Below are 16,391 nucleotides of genomic sequence, written 5' to 3'. Positions count from 1 at the left end.
TTTCAGGTAACTCCCGTGGACGGGTCAGGCTGCTTCGTGGCTGAAGATGTCGTGGTCCGGCCAGCCTGCAAGGTCCAGCCGGGCGCGCGCCGGAAGGAAATCGAAACAGGCCTGGGCGAGTTCGGTGCGGTTCTCCCGCGCCAGACGCACCACGAGGATTTCGTGCATCGCATGCAGGTAGCGCACGTCCGACGCGGCGTAGTCCTTCTGAGCCTCGGTCAGTTCAGGGGCGCCCCAGTCGCTCGACTGCTGCTGCTTGGACACTTCCTTGCCAAGCAGTTCGCGCACCAGGTCCTTCAGGCCGTGGCGGTCGGTATAGGTGCGCACCATCTTGCTGGCGATCTTGGTGCAGAACACCGGCGCGGCGGTTACGCCGAGGTAGTGCTCGATCGCGGCAAGGTCGAAGCGGGCAAAGTGGTACAGCTTCAGGCGCGCCGGGTCGGCCAGAACGGCCTTCAGGTTCGGGGCGGCGTAATCGCTGCCGGGCTTGAAGCGGACGAGGTGCTCGTCGCCCTTGCCGTCCGAAATCTGCACGACGCAGAGCCGGTCACGGGCGGTGATGAGGCCCATGGTCTCGGTGTCGATAGCGACGGGACCCGGCGCGAGCACGCCTTCGGGGAGATCTTCTTCGTGGAGATGGACAGCCATGATCCGAAAATGCTTAGGGACTGGCTGGCGGTTTCGCAATGGCGCGCGCACTGCCGCGCGGGTTTTTCGGAAAGGTTGAGGGCATGTCGGCAACACAGGACGTCCAGGCCGTTCCGGAGAGCTGGGCTCCCGCGCTGGGGCCGGTGCTTGCCACCCCCGAGGCGCGCAGGCTTGGCGGCTGGCTCAAGGCCGAGGAAGCGGCGGGCAAGGTGATCTATCCCCCGCGCGGCACCCGGCTGCGGGCTCTGGAACTTACCCCGCTCGATCAGGTGCGCGTGGTGATCCTGGGGCAGGACCCCTACCACGGGCCGGGGCAGGCACATGGCCTGTCGTTCTCGGTGCAGGAGGGGGTGAAAGTGCCGCCCTCGCTGGTCAACATCTACAAGGAATTGGCGACCGACTGCGGTGTTGCGGCGCCGGGACACGGCAATCTGGAGCACTGGGCGCGGCAGGGCGTGCTGCTGCTCAACAACGCGCTGACGGTGGAGGCCGGGCAGGCCGGTTCGCACCAGAAGCGCGGCTGGGAAGCGATCACCGACGCGGCCGTTGCGGCAGTGGCGGCGAAAGCGGAGCCCTGCGTGTTCATGCTGTGGGGCAGCCATGCGAAGAAGAAGGCGCTGAGCGTGCCGGGTCTCATGGAGAGCCATCATCTGGTGCTGACGGCGCCGCATCCGAGCCCGCTGTCGGCTTATCAGGGATTCTTCGGCTGCGGGCATTTCAGCCGGGCCAATGCGTTTCTCGCGGAGCATGGGCGCGGCACGATCGACTGGTGATTCCGAATTCGTCGTCCCGGACTTGATCCGGGACCGGTGCCTGTCTTTAGGCGCAGTTCACGCTGCGCGCGCAGTAGGATGGGCGTGGCTCGGCCAGCGGTACCGGATCAAGTCCGGGACGACGAGTCAGGCCGAACGGCCCTCTACCGCCTCGTCCATCACGTAGTGGCTCATTGCGCCGCCGATCGAGAGATCGCCGAAGCAGGCTCGGAATTTGCCGAATGCTTCAAGCGTGCGGGCGTTCTGGTGCGCTTCCATCGATGTCCACACGACGTTGAAGGTGAACTTCGAGGGGTTCTCCACCCCGCGTCCGAAGCGGGCGGAGACGACGCCCTCGCAGGTGGCGAGGTGGGCTATCCCGGCATCACGCATGGTGCTGGCGAACTGGTCTTCGGCTCCGGGACGTACTTCGATTTCCGCGATTTCGAGCAGCATGACGGGTCTCCCTTTGGGTGCGGAGAGAGCCGGGCGATGGGTTCGGGGTCAAGGCGGCGGTAGAAGTGATCGCGCGGGCGTGATGCGTGCGGCGAGGGCTTCGACAAGCTCAGCCTGAGCGGGTTGGAGAGCCGTTCTTTAAATTCCGCTCAGGCTGAGCTTGTCGAAGTCCCCGAGGCAAAGCGCAACGAAAAAGGGGCGCACCTTTCGGCACGCCCCTCTCTCAATCCGATACCTTGCGAAGGATCAGCGCGGCAGCTGGCTCACGCCCATCAGCGCCTCGTCCACCGAACGCGCGCACTGGCGGCCTTCGCGAATCGCCCAAACGACCAGCGATTGACCGCGGCGCATGTCGCCGCAGGACCAGATCTTCTCGTCGCTGGTGCGGTATTCGAAGACGTTCGCCTTCACGTTGCCGCGCGCGTCCAGTTCGACGCCCGACTGGTCGAGCATGCCGGCCTTGCGCGGGCCGAGGAAGCCCATGGCGAGGAAGATTAGGTCGGCTTCGAGCGTGAACTCGCTGCCTTCGATCTCCTGCATCTTGCCGCCCTTCCACTCGACGCGGACGCATTCGAGGCCCTTGACGTCGTTGTCGCCGATGACACGCTTGGTCAGCACGGCCCAGTCGCGGGTGGCGCCTTCCTCGTGGCTCGACGAGGTGCGCAGCTTGAGCGGCCAGAACGGCCACGACAGCGCCTTGTCTTCCATCGTCGGCGGCTTGGGCATGATCTCCAGCTGGGTCACCGAAGCGGCGCCCTGGCGATTGGAGGTGCCGACGCAGTCCGAACCGGTATCGCCGCCGCCGATGACGATGACGTGCTTGCCGGTGGCCGACAGGGTGCCGCGCGGGGCGGCGCGCAGTTCGTCGTCGCCGGCGTTGCGCTTGTTCTGCTGGGTCAGGAACTCCATCGCGTAGCGCACGCCGGGAAGCTCGAAGCCGGGGATCGCGAGCGGGCGCGGGTCTTCCGCGCCGCCGGCGAAGACCACCGCGTCGAAGTTCTCCTTGAGCGAGGCGACCGAGACGGTGACGCCCACTTCCACCGACGTCTTGATCTCCACACCTTCCGCCATCATCTGCACGAGGCGGCGGTTGATGAGGTGCTTCTCCATCTTGAAGTCGGGGATGCCGTAACGCATCAGCCCGCCGACGCGGTCGTTCTTCTCGAACAGCGTGACCGAGTGACCGGCGCGCGCCAGCTGCTGGGCGCAGGCCATGCCCGCCGGGCCGGAGCCGACGACGGCGACCGACTTGCCGGTGCGCTTCTCAGGCACCTGCGGCGTGATCCAGCCTTCCTGCCATCCCTTGTCGACGATCGCGCATTCCACCGACTTGATGGTCACGGGCTCGTCGATGATGTTCAGCGTGCATGCGGCCTCGCACGGGGCGGGGCAGATGCGGCCGGTGAACTCGGGGAAGTTGTTGGTCGAGTGGAGGACTTCCAGCGCATTGCGGAAGTCGTCCTCGTAGACCAGGTGGTTCCAGTCCGGGATGATGTTGTTGACCGGGCAGCCGGTATGGCAGTGCGGCACGCCGCAGTTCATGCAGCGCGACGCCTGTGCCTTCAGCGCCTCGGGCGAGAGGGGGACGACGAACTCGTTGTAGTTCTTGAGGCGATCCTCGACCGGACCGTACGTGCGGTCCTTGCGGTCGAGTTCGAGGAAGCCGGTTTCCTTGCCCATTGTGATACGTTCCTAAATCTTATTCTGCTGCGACCGAGGCGGCTTCGAGGCGTTCGGCTTCCTGCTGGCGCAGGGCCTTCGCGAAGTCGCGCGGCATCACCTTGACGAACTTGCCCAGCGTAGTTGCCCAGTCGTCGAGCAATGCGCGGGCTCGCTTCGAGCCGGTGTGCAGGTGGTGGCGTTCGAGCAGGATGCGCAGGCGCTCCGCATCGTGGCGCAGCATGTCGCCCATACCCAGGTCGCGGACCGAGACGGTGCGCTGCTGGGGACGACCCGTGCCTTCGTCCTCGTCGGCTTCGGCCGAGATCGGCTGCAGGTCCACCATCGAGGGGTTGACCAGCTTCGCGAACTCGCCGTCCTCGTCGTAGACGTAGGCGATGCCGCCCGACATGCCTGCCGCGAAGTTGCGGCCGGTCTTGCCCAGCACCATCACGACGCCGCCGGTCATGTACTCGCAGCCATGGTCGCCGCAGCCTTCGACGACCGCGATCGCGCCCGAGTTGCGGACCGCGAAGCGCTCGCCCCCGACGCCGTTGAAGAACGCCTCACCGGAAATCGCGCCGTAAAGCACGGTGTTGCCGACGATGATGTTCTTGAGCGGGTCACGGTTCACGTGGCTCGGCTGGCGCACGATCACGCGGCCGCCCGACAGGCCCTTGCCGACATAGTCGTTGGCATCGCCGGTCAGGTCGAGCGTGACGCCGTGGGCAAGCCAGGCGGCGAAGCTCTGGCCGGCGACGCCGGTGAGCTTCACGTTGATCGTGTTGTCGGGCAGACCGTCATGGCCGTAGCGACGCGCCACCTCGCCCGAGAGCATCGCGCCGACCGTGCGGTTGACGTTGATGACGGGCTTTTCGATGCGGACGGCTTCGCGCTTTTCCAGAGCATCGGCAGCGCCCTCAATCAGCGCGTTGTCGAGCGCGTGTTCGAGGCCGTGGTCCTGCACTTCGCTCCAGCCCAGCGAGGGGCCGTCGCCCAGCGGTGCCTGGTAGAGCACCTTGGAGAGATCGACGCCCTTGGCCTTCCAGTGGCTGATGGCCTTCTTCATGTCGAGGCGATCGACGCGGCCGACCATCTCGGGGATGGTGCGGAAGCCGAGTTCGGCCATGATCGCGCGCAGTTCTTCCGCCACGAAGAAGAAGTAGTTGATGACGTGCTCGGGCTGGCCGGTGAAGCGCGCGCGCAGCACCGGGTTCTGCGTGGCGACACCCACCGGGCAGGTGTTGAGGTGGCACTTGCGCATCATGATGCAGCCCGCCGCGATCAGCGGCGCGGTGGCGAAGCCGAATTCCTCGGCGCCGAGCAGCGCGGCAACCGCGACGTCACGGCCGGTGCGCAGGCCGCCGTCGGCCTGGACCACCACGCGGCTGCGCAGGTTGTTGAGCAGCAGGGTCTGCTGGGTTTCGGCGAGGCCGATCTCCCAGGGCGAGCCCGCGTGCGTCAGCGAGGTCAGCGGCGAAGCGCCGGTGCCGCCTTCGTAGCCCGAGATCGTGATGTGGTCCGCGCGCGCCTTGGAAACGCCCGCAGCCACGGTGCCCACGCCCACTTCGGACACCAGCTTGACCGAGACGCGGCTGGTCGGGTTCACGTTCTTGAGATCGTGAATGAGCTGCGCGATGTCTTCGATCGAGTAGATGTCGTGGTGCGGCGGCGGCGAGATCAGGCCGACGCCCGGGGTCGAGTGACGGGTCGCGCCGATGGTCTTGTCTACCTTGTCGCCCGGCAGCTGGCCGCCTTCGCCGGGCTTCGCGCCCTGCGCCATCTTGATCTGGATGTCGTCGGCGTTGACCAGGTACTCGGTGGTGACGCCGAAGCGGCCCGAGGCGACCTGCTTGATCGACGAGCGCATGGTGTCGCCGTTGTCCAGCGGCTTGAAGCGCTTGGGATCCTCGCCGCCTTCGCCGGTGTTCGACTTGCCGCCGATGCGGTTCATCGCCACGGCCAGCGTGGTGTGTGCTTCCCAGCTGATCGAGCCGTAGCTCATTGCGCCGGTGGCGAAGCGCTTCACGATCTCGCTCGCGGGCTCGACGTCGTCGATGTGGATCGACTGGCCGGGCACGAAGTCCATCAGGCCGCGGATCGTGAGCATGCGCTCCGACTGGTCGTTGATGGTCTGCGCGAAGGCGCGGTACTTTTCAGGCACGTTGCCGCGCACGGCGTGCTGGAGCAGGCCGATGTTCTCGCTGGTCCAGGCATGTTCCTCGCCGCGCACGCGCGATCCGTAGATGCCGCCCACGTCGAGCATGTTCTTGAAGACCGGGTTGTCACCGTAAGCCGCATCGTGGCGGCGCACGGTTTCTTCCGCGATCTCGGCAAGGCCCGCACCCTCGATGGTGGTGGCGGTGCCGGAAAAGTACTTGTCGACGAACGCGGTGGACAGGCCGACGGCGTCGAAGATCTGCGCGCCGCAGTACGACTGGTAGGTCGAGATGCCCATCTTGGACATCACCTTACGGATGCCCTTGCCGATGGCGTAGACGTAGTTCTTCGCCGCCTGCTCGGCCGAGACCGGCAGGTTCTTGCGGACCCGCATTTCCTCGATGGTTTCGAGCGCGAGGTAGGGGTTGATCGCTTCGGCGCCGTAGCCTGCCAGAGCGCAGAAGTGGTGCACTTCGCGCGCTTCGCCGGTTTCGACGACAAGGCCGGTCTGCATGCGCAGGCCCTGACGGACGAGGTGGTGGTGGACCGCCGCCGTCGCCAGCAGCGCGGGCATGGCGATCCGGTCCGGGCCGACGCTGCGGTCGGACAGTATCAGGATGTTCTTGTCCGCCAGCACCGCTTCGGTCGCGGCCCAGCACATTTCCTTGATCGCCAGCTCAAGCCCGGCGGCGCCGGTCTTGGCGTCCCAGGTCATGTCGATGGTGCCGGTGCGGAACGCGCCGTCGAGCGCGGCCTCCACTGAGCGGATCTTGGCAAGGCCGAGGTCGGTCAGGATCGGCTGGCTGACTTCGAGGCGCTTGTGCGTGCCGGCGTCATGACCCAGCAGGTTCGGGCGCGGGCCGATCATGGTGACCAGGCTCATCACCAGTTCCTCGCGGATCGGGTCGATCGGCGGGTTGGTGACCTGCGCGAAGTTCTGCTTGAAGTAGTCGTAGAGCAGGCGCGACTTGTGCGACAGCACCGGGATCGGCGTGTCGGTGCCCATCGAGCCGAGCGGATCGTCGGCGTTGACGGCCATCGGTTCGAGGAAGCGGGTGGTGTCTTCCTGCGTGTAGCCGAACGCCTGCTGGCGATCGAGCAGCGTGCCGGTGGGCTTGGGCAGCTCGGCCAGTTCGGGTTCGATCACATCGAGATCGGCCAGCTTGTACTGCGTGCGATCGAGCCACTCTTCGTAGGGCTCGGCCTCGGCCAGCTTGGTCTTGATCTCCTCGTCCTCGATGATGCGGCCTTCCTCGAAGTCGATCAGCAGCATGCGGCCGGGCTGGAGACGCCACTTGCGCACGATGTTGTCTTCCTTGATCGGAAGGACGCCGCTCTCGGACGCCATGACGCACAAGTCGTCGTCGGTGACGAGGAAGCGCGCGGGGCGCAACCCGTTGCGGTCCAGCGTGGCGCCGATCTGGCGGCCATCGGTGAAGGCGACGGCGGCCGGGCCGTCCCACGGCTCCATCAGCGCGGCGTGGTATTCGTAGAACGCGCGGCGTTCCGGGGTCATCAGCGGGTTGCCGGCCCATGCCTCGGGCACCAGGATCATCATGGCGTGAACCATGGAGTATCCGCCCGCGATCAGCAGTTCGAGCGCGTTGTCGAGGCACGCGGTGTCAGACTGGCCGTGCGGGATCAGCGGCCACATCTTGTCGAGATCGGCGCCGAGCAGCTCCGATTCCATGGTGCGGCGGCGCGCGTTCATCCAGTTCACGTTGCCGCGAACCGTGTTGATCTCGCCGTTGTGCGCCATGAAGCGGAACGGGTGCGCCAGCTTCCAGCTCGGGAAGGTGTTCGTCGAGAAGCGCTGGTGCACGAGGCCGAGGGCCGAGACGAATTCCGGGTTGCGCAGGTCGTCGTAGAACGAGCCCACCTGGGTCGCCAGCAGCAGGCCCTTGTAGACGATCGTGCGGGTCGAGAAGCTCGGCATGTAAAGCTCGGTGAGCCCCGGCATGTCATGCTTCTCGGCCAGCGCCGCCAGCGGGTTCTGGGTCTGCTTGCGGATCGCGAGGATCTTGCGCTCGAAGGCGTTCTGGTCGGCGCAGCTTTCACCGCGCCCGACGATGCACTGGCGGATGACCGGCATCGATTCGAGCACGGTCTTGCCGAGGCCGTCGAGCGTGACGGGCACGTCGCGCCAGCCGATCAGGTGCTGGCCTTCCTTCTTGATGAACTTCTCGAAGATCGAGACGATCATCTCGCGCGCGGCATCGTCCTGCGGCAGGAAGCACATGGCGACCGCGTAGTCGCCCGCCTGCGGCAGTTCGAGGCCCTCGGAAGTGGCCCAGGTGCGCAGCAGCTGGTCGGGAATCTGGGTCAGGATGCCCGCGCCGTCGCCCAGCAAGGGGTCGGCGCCCACCGCACCGCGGTGGTCGATGTTTTTCAGAATCTCCAGAGCCTGGGTAATGATCGCGTGGTTTTTCTGGCCCTTGATATGGGCGACGAAGCCCACACCGCAGGCGTCGTGTTCATTGCGCGCGTCATAGAGGCCCTGGGGCTTAGGAAATCCCATCGATATAAACCCATCCTGTGTTTTTTTGGCGCCATTTGGCAGGGGATCACTTGGGCATGCCTGCGGATTCGCACCGAATCGTACGAACGACCCCACGCGGCATAGTGACCCCACGGTCCCCATGACGATTCAGGGACCGTTTTGCAATGGCGAACACGGCTAGCTGCGCAGCAAGATGGCGTGGATGACGGATTTCCCGGCATTTTATTATCAAAAACCCCGCCCGGATTGCGCCGGACGGGGGTTTTCGAATCCGCTTGAGGTGGTCGAAGGGCGGTTTCAGGCCGCTCCGCTCATGCGCTGCAGCGTGGCGAGCGCCGCGCGCAGGGCGCGTTCGGTGGCCTCCGGATCGTTGCGCGGGGCGTCGAAGGGCCGCTCCTCATAGTCCGCCGGAGCTTCGCCGGTAGGGTCGGGGAGAAGGACCGGGCGGCCGAACGGCGCGGCTTCCAGGCTTTCCTCCTGGATTTCCTCGGCGGAGTCCACCGGGGTGGCATGGGCGAGCTCGTCGCCTGCCTCGTCGGGATCGCCGAACTGGAGGAACGGCTTGCGGACGGCTGCGTGGCGCGAAAGGTTGAACAGCGAGGCATAGCCCTGCTGCAGGACCGAATCCTCTTCCTCGTCTTCAGCGGCTTCCGGTTCCGCCTCGAAGGCGGTGTGCGGGAACGGGCTGCTGGGGAAGGGGATGGCCGCGTGCGGGTCGAAGCGCTCGTCGAAGCCCGGGCGCTCTTCGCTCGAGGTGAGGCCGATGTGGCGGGGCGGGGCAAAGCCTTCCAGCGGCTCGACGGCATCGTCGATCGGATCGAGCGCGATCGGGCGCAGCGCGCTGGGTACGGCGGCGGGCCACGACGGGGCGGTTTCCGGCAGATGAGCGTCGACGTAACCGTCCTGCGCTTCGGGCTCAGCTTCGGCGATCGGCGCGGCGAATGGCGCGACGATGGCCTGCGGGATCACGACGGCTACCTCGGCGGCCCGGCGCGCATCCTCGCGGCGGCGCTCCATGGCGAGCGCGAGGCGTTCGAGCAGTTCGACCTGCGACAGCGAGCCGAGGTCGGCATCGGCGATGCGGGCGCTCGACCGCGGTTCCTCCACGGCATCAACGAAAGTTTCGGCCGGAGCTTCCGGTTCCGCTTCGAAGGGAGCCGCGAACGGCGCGGGCTCTTCGTGGAAAGCGACGATCTCGATGCCGGAGGGCGCTTCATCAGAAGGCGATTCTTCCGCAGCAGGTGCCGCGAAGGCCGGTACGGACCACGCAGGCGCTTCTTCCGCTTCGAGTTCGGCCTCGGGCGCGTCCCAGTCGCCTTGCGGCAGGCGCGGCAGCAGCTTGAAGCCGGGCGCGGCCCTTTCGAGGCTGGAAGTGGCGCCGGCCAGAGGATCTTCGACCGTTTCCGGCGCCGCATCGGCCTTTACGTCGCTGCGGGGCGAGAATTCACGTGAATAGGCTTCGAACAGACGGCTGCCGACGGGCGCTTCGACGTATTCGCGAGCGGCCTCCTCGGCGGCGTCGAGTTCGGCCTTGAAGATCTGTGCGCCGGGAGGCGTCGTGAACACGCCGCGATCGGCGCCGAACGTCGATTCGGGCTCGCGCCAGGCGGTTTCGGCATCGAGCCATGCAGGCAGGTTGTCGTCCTCGTCCGCATCGTCGGCGGTGCTGTCGATGGCGGCGGCTTCCACCGGGCGACGGAACACGGGCTGGTCGTGGCCTTCGTCGAAGCTGTCGATGTCGAAATCGGCGACGTTGAGGATGCGAGGGTCGGTCGGTGCGCCGGGCAGCGGTGCGTGCTCTTCGGCGACGGGGGCTGCTTCGGGCTCGATGGCGAGGGCACGGCGGCGACGCGCGGTCGGCGCAGGTGCGGCGGCGGCCTGCTCGATCTCATCGCCTTCGGCGGCGTCGGTTGCGGGCAGGGCGGCGGGGCGGGCGATGCGCCGGGCGATCAGGCCGCCGATCGCAGCGCCGAGGCCGGTCATGCCGAGCGCCAGCAGGATGCGCATCGTCGTGCCGAGCGGCGGCGCGGCCATCGGGATCACCTTGTCGATGCCAAGCGCCAGCACCAGTCCCTCGATCGTCGAGGAGCTGACGATCACGCTGCCAAGCCCGGCGAGCGCGCCGAACCACAGTGCGACGATCGCCGGGAACAGCGGGTGGCGCGTGATCGGCTGTCCGCCGGTTCCCGCGTTGGCGCCCGCGCCCTCGGTGCCGCTCTCGATGGTGAGCTTGGTGTCGGCCACTGCATTACCCTTATGTCTTGAACCGGGACCTGTGCTCACGCGGCGGCTCCCAGCCCTGCTTGATCGGTCTTTGCTGCCAGCATTTGGTAAACGAGAGGATAACGACGGGCATTCTCGGCCCAATCGTGCCGGGTTTCCACGTGCTTGCGGCCCGCAACCCGGTAGGATTCCCACTCGTCACGGGCATCGAGCAGCCGTGCCAGCGACTCGGCGCAGGCGGATGCATCGTCGGGGGTGAACAGCACTCCGGTCAAGCCGTCGGTGACAAGCTCGCGGTGGCCGCCCACGTCGCTGGCAGCGACGAGCTTGCCCTGTGCCATCGCCTCGAGGGGTTTCAGCGGCGTGACGAGGTCGGTCAGGCGGCTCTTCTTGCGCGGGTAGGCCATGACGTCGCACAGCGCGTAGTAGCGGTCCACCTCGAGGTGCGGAACGCGGCCGACGAAGTGGATGGCCCCGGCTGCGGGCGAGGCTGCCGCCTGCGCGCGCAGGGCCTCCTCGCGCGGGCCGCCGCCGACCATCAGCAGCTTGGCGCGCGGCTGGCGGGCAACGAGAGCGGGCATCGCGTCGATCAGGACGTCGAGTCCTTCGTAGTCATAGAAGCTGCCGATGAAACCGATCACGGGGCCGTCGAAGCCGAGCTGCGCGGCAAACGCCTCGTCACGCGGCAGCGGCGTGCCGAACAGGGCAAGGTCGACGCCATTGGGCATGACGGTGATCTTGTCCTCGGGAATCCCGCGCGTGGCGAGGTCGGCGCGCAGCCCCTCGCAGATCGTCACCACCGCGTCGGCCTTGCGCACCACATGCGTTTCGAGCGCATGGGTGAGGCGGTATTTGAGCGAACCCTCGCTGCCGGTGCCGTTGCCGACGGCGGCGTCCTCCCAGAAAGCGCGAATCTCGTAGACGAGGGGAATGCCGTACCTGCGGGCGACCTTGAGCGCGGCCTGTCCGCACAGGACCGGCGAATGGGCGTGGATGACGTCGGGACGCCACTGCTGCACCACCTTCTCGATTCCCGCCGCGAACAGGGCGATCTCACGCCACTCGCGCACGACCGGAGGGCCTGAAACCTTACTGCCGACGCGGTGGAACAGGAGTCCCTCGTGTTCCTCGACCACCTCGTCGCCCTCGTTGTAGCGCGGGCCGGTCACGCCGCGCACGTCGAGGCCCAGCGCCTGCTGCGCTTTCAGGATCGCGCGCGTGCGGAAAGTATAGCCGCTGTGGATCGGCAGCGAATGGTCGAGCACGTGAAGAATGCGGGTCATAAGCTGCATTTCCTAGCGGGGAACGCTTAACGCGCCGTCAACTTGGCGCTGCTAACGCGGCTGTCGATGGTCGACATCCTTGCCCTTGCCATATCGCACGGACTGCTGCTGCTCGCCGCATGGCGCTTGCTGTGGCGGTCAGACCTCGATTCGGAAGGGACCGATTCGCAGGCCCGCTCGGGCCGCAAGCCCGCAACGCCGATGCGCGTCAATCGAGTGGCGGGTGAAGAGGAGGAGCACGGCGATGCTTAACCTCGCGCTGACCGGCTTTTTCGCGGCGATGATGCTGCTCGGCTTCAAGCGGCCGTTCCTCTGGGTGCTGTGCTACCTCTACGTCGACATCGTCGCGCCGCAGATCATCTCGTGGGGTTTCCTGACGCGCCTGCCGATCTCGCTCATCGCCTTTTCGGCGGCGTTCCTCGGCTGGCTGGTGTTCGATGACAAGCGCGATTCGCGCTTCAGCTGGCGGCAGGGCCTGATCGGGCTGCTGCTGCTCTACTGCGCCATAACGACGTTCACCGCCGACTATCCCGAGGAAGCGCTAACCAAGTGGTCGTGGGTGTGGAAGGCACTGGTCTTCGCGCTGTTCCTGCCGCTGACCTTGCGCACGCGCCTGCGAATCGAGGCGGTGGCGCTGGCGATGGTGCTTTCGGCGAGCGCGCTGATCATCGACGGCGGGCTGAAGACGGCGATGGGCGGCGGCGGCTACGGCAGCCTCATCATCTTCGTGGAGAACAACACCGGGCTCTACGAAGGCTCGATCATCTCCTGCGTCGCCATCGCGCTGATTCCGGTGGCGGTGTGGCTGGCGCGATATGGCACGATCTTTCCGCCCGACTGGAAGGTCTGGCTGTTCACCGGCGCGCTGATCTTCGCCTGCTCGCTGATCCCGATCGGCACGCAGGCGCGCACCGGCCTCGTCTGCCTGGCGATCCTGTTCGGACTCTATCTGCGCACGGCGAAGAATCGGGTGCTGATCTCGGCGGGCATGGCTTTGGCGCTGGTGGTAGTCGTGCCGTTTCTGCCGCAATCCTACATGCAGCGCATGAACACGATCGAGGACCACAAGTCCGACCAGTCCGCCAGCACCCGAATCGGCGTGTGGAAGTGGACGCTGGGCTATGTGAAGGACCATCCGATGGGCGGCGGCTTCGAGGTCTACCTGTCCAGCAAGGTCGCCTACGACACCGTCTCCAGCCAGACCACCGGCAGCAACGTGACGATCACCCGCACCCCCGTCGTCGAGACCGGCCGCGCGTTCCACTCCAGCTACTTCGAGATGCTGGGCGAGCAGGGCATCCCCGGCTTCGCGCTGTGGCTGCTGCTCCAGCTTTCGGGCGTGGTGCAGATGGAGATGATCCGTCGTCGCTGGAAAAGCCGCAAGGAACCCGACGAGGCCTGGGCCGCGCCGCTTGCGGTGGCGCTGCAACTGGCGCAGGTCGTCTACATGATCGGCTCGCTGTTCGTCGGCATCGCCTTCCAGCCGTTCATCCTGATGCTGATCGGGCTGCAGTGCGGGCTGTGGAGCTACCTCAAGCGCATCGACCGCCCGGCCGAGCGCATGCGCCGCGGCCGTCAGCCGATGCACGTAGCGAAGGCCGTGGCGGGTTAAGAATCGGCCCGCCTCGAATCGTTTTCATTTTCTTGCGCGGCTTCCTTAACATTAACCACCGTCCGCCGTTCTGGTGAGCAATGGCGCGGTTCGCGCGCCGTCACGCCGGAAACCACGTTTGAAATACTTAAGGGAAAATCCGGCGTTTACGACGAATTAACCTTTAACCTTCATTGGTCATATGGTTAATACAACGCAATGTCCGCAAAAGGCTGCGTCAGCCGCGGGCATCGGGGGCAAGAAGGAACCGACCCATGCGAGTGCTGCTGATCGAGGATGAACCGACCACGGCCCGGGCTATCGAGCTCATGCTGACGGCGGAAGGATTCAACGTCTACTCCACCGATCTGGGCGAGGAAGGCCTCGATCTGGGCAAGTTGTACGACTACGACATCATCCTTCTCGACCTCAACCTGCCCGACATGCACGGCTACGACGTGCTGAAGAAGCTGCGCGTCGCCAAGGTGCAGACGCCGGTGCTGATCCTGTCGGGCATCTCCGAGATGGACAGCAAGGTCCGCTCGTTCGGCTTCGGCGCGGACGACTACGTGACCAAGCCGTTCCACCGGGAGGAACTGATCGCCCGCATCCACGCCGTCGTGCGCCGCTCCAAGGGCCACTCGCAGTCGGTCATCCGCACCGGCAAGCTGGTCACCAACCTCGACGCCAAGACGGTCGAGGTCGATGGCGCCCGCGTGCACCTGACCGGCAAGGAATACGCGATGCTGGAGCTGCTCTCGCTGCGCAAGGGCACCACGCTGACCAAGGAAATGTTCCTCAACCACCTTTACGGCGGCATGGACGAGCCTGAGCTGAAGATCATCGACGTCTTTATCTGCAAGCTGCGCAAGAAGCTCGCGCATGCCTGCGGCGGCGCCAACTACATCGAGACCGTATGGGGCCGCGGCTACGTCCTGCGCGATCCGGACGAGGCTGCCGAAGCGGCATAAGCCAGATTACCCTGCACCCCTTGCAGGAACCAAGGCGGCCTGCCCTCTCGAGGGGCGGGCCGTTGTTTTGTGAGCGGCCGGGCCTTGCCGCCGGGGCTTCGACAAGCTCAGCCTGAGCGGGATTTGGAAAACTGCTCTCAAAACCGCTCAGGCTGAGCTTGTCGAAGCCCCGGCGGCAAGGCACACCCTTAAACCAGCAGCGCCACCACCGACAGCAGCGCCGCCGTCACCACGGCATTGAGCGCCATCGCCAGACTCGCCATCGCGCCAGCCGTCGCGTCCACCTGAAACGCCCGCGCGGTGCCGATCCCGTGTGCGGCAACGCCGAGGGCAAAGCCGCGCGCGCGGTAGTCACCCAGACCCAGCGCATTGAGTAGCGGCGTCGCGACCATCGCGCCGAAGACGCCCGCGAACAGCACGATCACCGCCGCCAGTGCCGGGACGCCGCCAAGCTGTCCCGCCACCGCCATCGCGACGGGCGTGGTGGTCGCCCTCGGCGCGATCGAGGCGAGAATCTCGCGCGGCGCGCCGAAAAGCGCCAGCACGCCGACCGCGCTGACGATCGAGGTCACCGCGCCCGCACCCAGCGCCAGCACGATCGGTATGGCCAGCCGGCGAATGCGTGCCCGCTCGCGCCAGACCGGCACCGCCAGCCCGACGACCGCCGGGCCGAGCAGGAAGCTGACCGGGAAGGTCGCGGCCTTGTATGTCTCGTAGGAGGTGCCGCTCGCCAGCAGCAAGGCGATCAGCACCGGCGTACTCCAGAGCACCGGATGCAGCAGCGGATGGCGGTCGCAGCGCTTTGATAGGGAGTCGAAGACCTCGAACACGCCCAGCGTGACCGTCAGCCAGAGCAGCGGGGTCGCCAGCAGTGCGGGATCGCTCACGCCTCGCCCTCCGGCGCGAACCGGACGAAGGCCCAGCGGAATACCAGCGCCGTCACGATCAGCGTCAGCAGCGTGGAGGCCACCGTGGCCGTCACCAGCCCCACGCCGTACCGCGAAAGAACCGGGCCTTCCTCGATCAGCCCGACGGCGGCGGGGACGAACATGATGGACAGGTGCGCGGTGAGCCAGCCGGTCACCACGGTCAGCGTCGGCCGCTCGCGCGGGACCAGCGCCAGCCATCCGACCAGCAGGACCATGCCGATGACCGCGCCCGGCAGGGGCAGGCTCGTGATGCGATGGATCGCTTCGCCCGCAAGCTGGCAGGCGAGAAGGAGGAAGATGGCGCGCAGCATGACCGGGATAAAGCAGGGCGACACATGCTCGGCAATCCGCATTTCGGTCCGCCAAGTTGCGCCGCGCAACTATGCCCGATTGCGAGTCTCGCCCCCCTTGTGTATCGGCGCGCGCCATGACGGCTTACAAATCCGGCGATCCGACCACGCTCAACCGCCTCTACGGCCGCGCCAAGGGCAAACCCCTGCGCGCTGCGCAGCAGAGCCTCGTCGACGACCTGCTCCCGCGTATCTCCATGCCCGAGGAAGGCCCGATCACCGCGCAGGTGCTGTTCGGAGACGATCGCCCGCTCCACTTCGAGATCGGCTTCGGTGGCGGCGAGCACATGGCGCAGCGCGCCGACATGCTGCCGGATCACGGCTTCATCGGTGCCGAACCGTTCCTCAACGGCGTGGCGCAGGCGCTCACCCACGTCAGCGGCGACAACGGCGCGCATCCGCCGATCGGCAACGTGCGCATCCATCACGGCGATGCGCTGGAAGCGCTGGAGCGCATCCCGGACGGCTCGCTCTCGTTCCTCTACCTGCTGCACCCGGACCCTTGGCCCAAGGCGCGCCACGCCAAGCGCCGGATGATGAACGACGGTCCGGTCGACATGTTCGCCGCCAAGCTCAGGCCCGGCGGCGAGTTCCGCTTCGGCACCGACCACGCGATCTACCTGCGCCATGCGCTGATGGTGATGCAGCGGCATACCGAACAGTTCGAATGGCTATGCGAGAAGCCCGGCGATTTTCAGGTTCGCCCGGGCGGCTGGCCGCAGACGCGCTACGAGCACAAGGCGCGTACGGTTTACGGGCATGAGGTCTGGTACTTCCGGTACAGGCGGAAGTAGAAGTCCTGGGGCCATCGCCCCAGACCCCCATACTGTCGTCGCTGCGCGTGCAGCGGCGTTGGGGGACTACGCAAC

13 protein-coding genes are annotated in these 16,391 nt (G+C 66.5%); 5 read left to right on the top strand and 8 right to left on the bottom strand.

All coding sequences use genetic code 11. The features are described from left to right. Window positions 1–24: 24 nt before the first annotated feature. Complete coding sequence (locus HWN72_RS16025) at window positions 25–648, bottom strand: ribonuclease D (protein WP_008832481.1); 624 nt, start codon at window positions 646–648, stop codon at window positions 25–27. Window positions 649–731: 83 nt separating this feature from the next. Between HWN72_RS16025 and ung the strand changes: the two genes are divergently transcribed. Beyond that, window positions 732–1,421, top strand: coding sequence for a uracil-DNA glycosylase (ung, locus tag HWN72_RS16020; protein WP_211150705.1), 690 nt, complete (start codon window positions 732–734; stop codon window positions 1,419–1,421). 126 nt (window positions 1,422–1,547) lie between these two features. Here ung and HWN72_RS16015 read toward each other — a convergent pair whose 3' ends face one another. The 5 genes from HWN72_RS16015 to HWN72_RS15995 form a co-directional block, all read right to left on the bottom strand. Further along, the gene (locus HWN72_RS16015; RefSeq protein ID WP_211150704.1) at window positions 1,548–1,856 is read right to left on the bottom strand and encodes an antibiotic biosynthesis monooxygenase; all 309 of its coding nucleotides are present in this window, start codon (window positions 1,854–1,856) and stop codon (window positions 1,548–1,550) included. Between the two features lie 246 nt (window positions 1,857–2,102). Beyond that, window positions 2,103–3,536: a glutamate synthase subunit beta gene (locus HWN72_RS16010; protein WP_036525735.1), complete on the bottom strand. Its 1,434-nt coding sequence runs from the start codon at window positions 3,534–3,536 to the stop codon at window positions 2,103–2,105. A 19-nt stretch (window positions 3,537–3,555) separates the two neighbouring features. Then, window positions 3,556–8,193: a glutamate synthase large subunit gene (gltB, locus tag HWN72_RS16005; protein ID WP_069708566.1), complete on the bottom strand. Its 4,638-nt coding sequence runs from the start codon at window positions 8,191–8,193 to the stop codon at window positions 3,556–3,558. Between the two features lie 279 nt (window positions 8,194–8,472). After that, window positions 8,473–10,419 carry a hypothetical protein gene (locus HWN72_RS16000; protein ID WP_211150703.1) on the bottom strand — a complete coding sequence of 649 codons (1,947 nt, stop codon included), beginning with the start codon at window positions 10,417–10,419 and terminating at the stop codon, window positions 8,473–8,475. A 35-nt stretch (window positions 10,420–10,454) separates the two neighbouring features. Then, entirely contained in the window at window positions 10,455–11,681 is a 1,227-nt protein-coding gene (locus tag HWN72_RS15995; protein ID WP_211150702.1) for a TIGR04063 family PEP-CTERM/XrtA system glycosyltransferase, read from the bottom strand. Window positions 11,682–11,723: 42 nt separating this feature from the next. On the opposite strand from HWN72_RS15995, the gene HWN72_RS15990 reads away from it, so the two are divergent. From HWN72_RS15990 to ctrA, 3 genes are all read left to right on the top strand, one after another. Continuing rightward, window positions 11,724–11,933 carry a hypothetical protein gene (locus HWN72_RS15990; RefSeq protein ID WP_375154525.1) on the top strand — a complete coding sequence of 70 codons (210 nt, stop codon included), beginning with the start codon at window positions 11,724–11,726 and terminating at the stop codon, window positions 11,931–11,933. Continuing rightward, window positions 11,926–13,293 carry a putative O-glycosylation ligase, exosortase A system-associated gene (locus tag HWN72_RS15985; RefSeq protein ID WP_211150701.1) on the top strand — a complete coding sequence of 456 codons (1,368 nt, stop codon included), beginning with the start codon at window positions 11,926–11,928 and terminating at the stop codon, window positions 13,291–13,293. The genes HWN72_RS15990 and HWN72_RS15985 overlap by 8 nt, the downstream gene beginning before the upstream one ends. A 254-nt stretch (window positions 13,294–13,547) precedes the next feature. Further along, window positions 13,548–14,243, top strand: coding sequence for a response regulator transcription factor CtrA (gene ctrA / locus HWN72_RS15980; protein ID WP_008832472.1), 696 nt, complete (start codon window positions 13,548–13,550; stop codon window positions 14,241–14,243). A gap of 188 nt (window positions 14,244–14,431) precedes the next feature. Here the strand turns inward: ctrA and HWN72_RS15975 are convergent, their stop codons facing one another. Both HWN72_RS15975 and HWN72_RS15970 read right to left on the bottom strand, forming a co-directional pair. Next, window positions 14,432–15,130, bottom strand: a complete 699-nt coding sequence (locus HWN72_RS15975) for an LrgB family protein (protein ID WP_211150700.1) — start codon at window positions 15,128–15,130, stop codon at window positions 14,432–14,434. Further along, window positions 15,127–15,483: a CidA/LrgA family protein gene (locus tag HWN72_RS15970; protein ID WP_069708561.1), complete on the bottom strand. Its 357-nt coding sequence runs from the start codon at window positions 15,481–15,483 to the stop codon at window positions 15,127–15,129. The genes HWN72_RS15975 and HWN72_RS15970 overlap by 4 nt, the downstream gene beginning before the upstream one ends. A 116-nt stretch (window positions 15,484–15,599) precedes the next feature. Between HWN72_RS15970 and HWN72_RS15965 the strand changes: the two genes are divergently transcribed. Beyond that, window positions 15,600–16,316 carry a tRNA (guanosine(46)-N(7))-methyltransferase TrmB gene (locus tag HWN72_RS15965; RefSeq protein ID WP_211150699.1) on the top strand — a complete coding sequence of 239 codons (717 nt, stop codon included), beginning with the start codon at window positions 15,600–15,602 and terminating at the stop codon, window positions 16,314–16,316. The last annotated feature ends 75 nt before the right edge of the window (window positions 16,317–16,391 follow it).

The organism is Novosphingobium sp. HR1a, from assembly GCF_015594425.1.
GTDB classification, from domain to species: domain Bacteria; phylum Pseudomonadota; class Alphaproteobacteria; order Sphingomonadales; family Sphingomonadaceae; genus Novosphingobium; species Novosphingobium resinovorum_A.
Note: the sequence above shows the minus strand (reverse complement) of the source record. Positions and strands in the feature narration are given on the sequence as shown.

Bases quoted from the DNA above. Each gene is read 5' to 3' on its own strand.
- HWN72_RS16025 (WP_008832481.1), bottom strand. From the start codon at position 648: ATGGCTGTCCATCTCCACGAAGAAGATCTCCCCGAAGGCGTGCTCGCG.
- ung (WP_211150705.1), top strand. From the start codon at position 732: ATGTCGGCAACACAGGACGTCCAGGCCGTTCCGGAGAGCTGGGCTCCC.
- HWN72_RS16015 (WP_211150704.1), bottom strand. From the start codon at position 1,856: ATGCTGCTCGAAATCGCGGAAATCGAAGTACGTCCCGGAGCCGAAGAC.
- HWN72_RS16010 (WP_036525735.1), bottom strand. From the start codon at position 3,536: ATGGGCAAGGAAACCGGCTTCCTCGAACTCGACCGCAAGGACCGCACG.
- gltB (WP_069708566.1), bottom strand. From the start codon at position 8,193: ATGGGATTTCCTAAGCCCCAGGGCCTCTATGACGCGCGCAATGAACAC.
- HWN72_RS15995 (WP_211150702.1), bottom strand. From the start codon at position 11,681: ATGACCCGCATTCTTCACGTGCTCGACCATTCGCTGCCGATCCACAGC.
- HWN72_RS15985 (WP_211150701.1), top strand. From the start codon at position 11,926: ATGCTTAACCTCGCGCTGACCGGCTTTTTCGCGGCGATGATGCTGCTC.
- ctrA (WP_008832472.1), top strand. From the start codon at position 13,548: ATGCGAGTGCTGCTGATCGAGGATGAACCGACCACGGCCCGGGCTATC.
- HWN72_RS15970 (WP_069708561.1), bottom strand. From the start codon at position 15,483: ATGCTGCGCGCCATCTTCCTCCTTCTCGCCTGCCAGCTTGCGGGCGAA.
- HWN72_RS15965 (WP_211150699.1), top strand. From the start codon at position 15,600: ATGACGGCTTACAAATCCGGCGATCCGACCACGCTCAACCGCCTCTAC.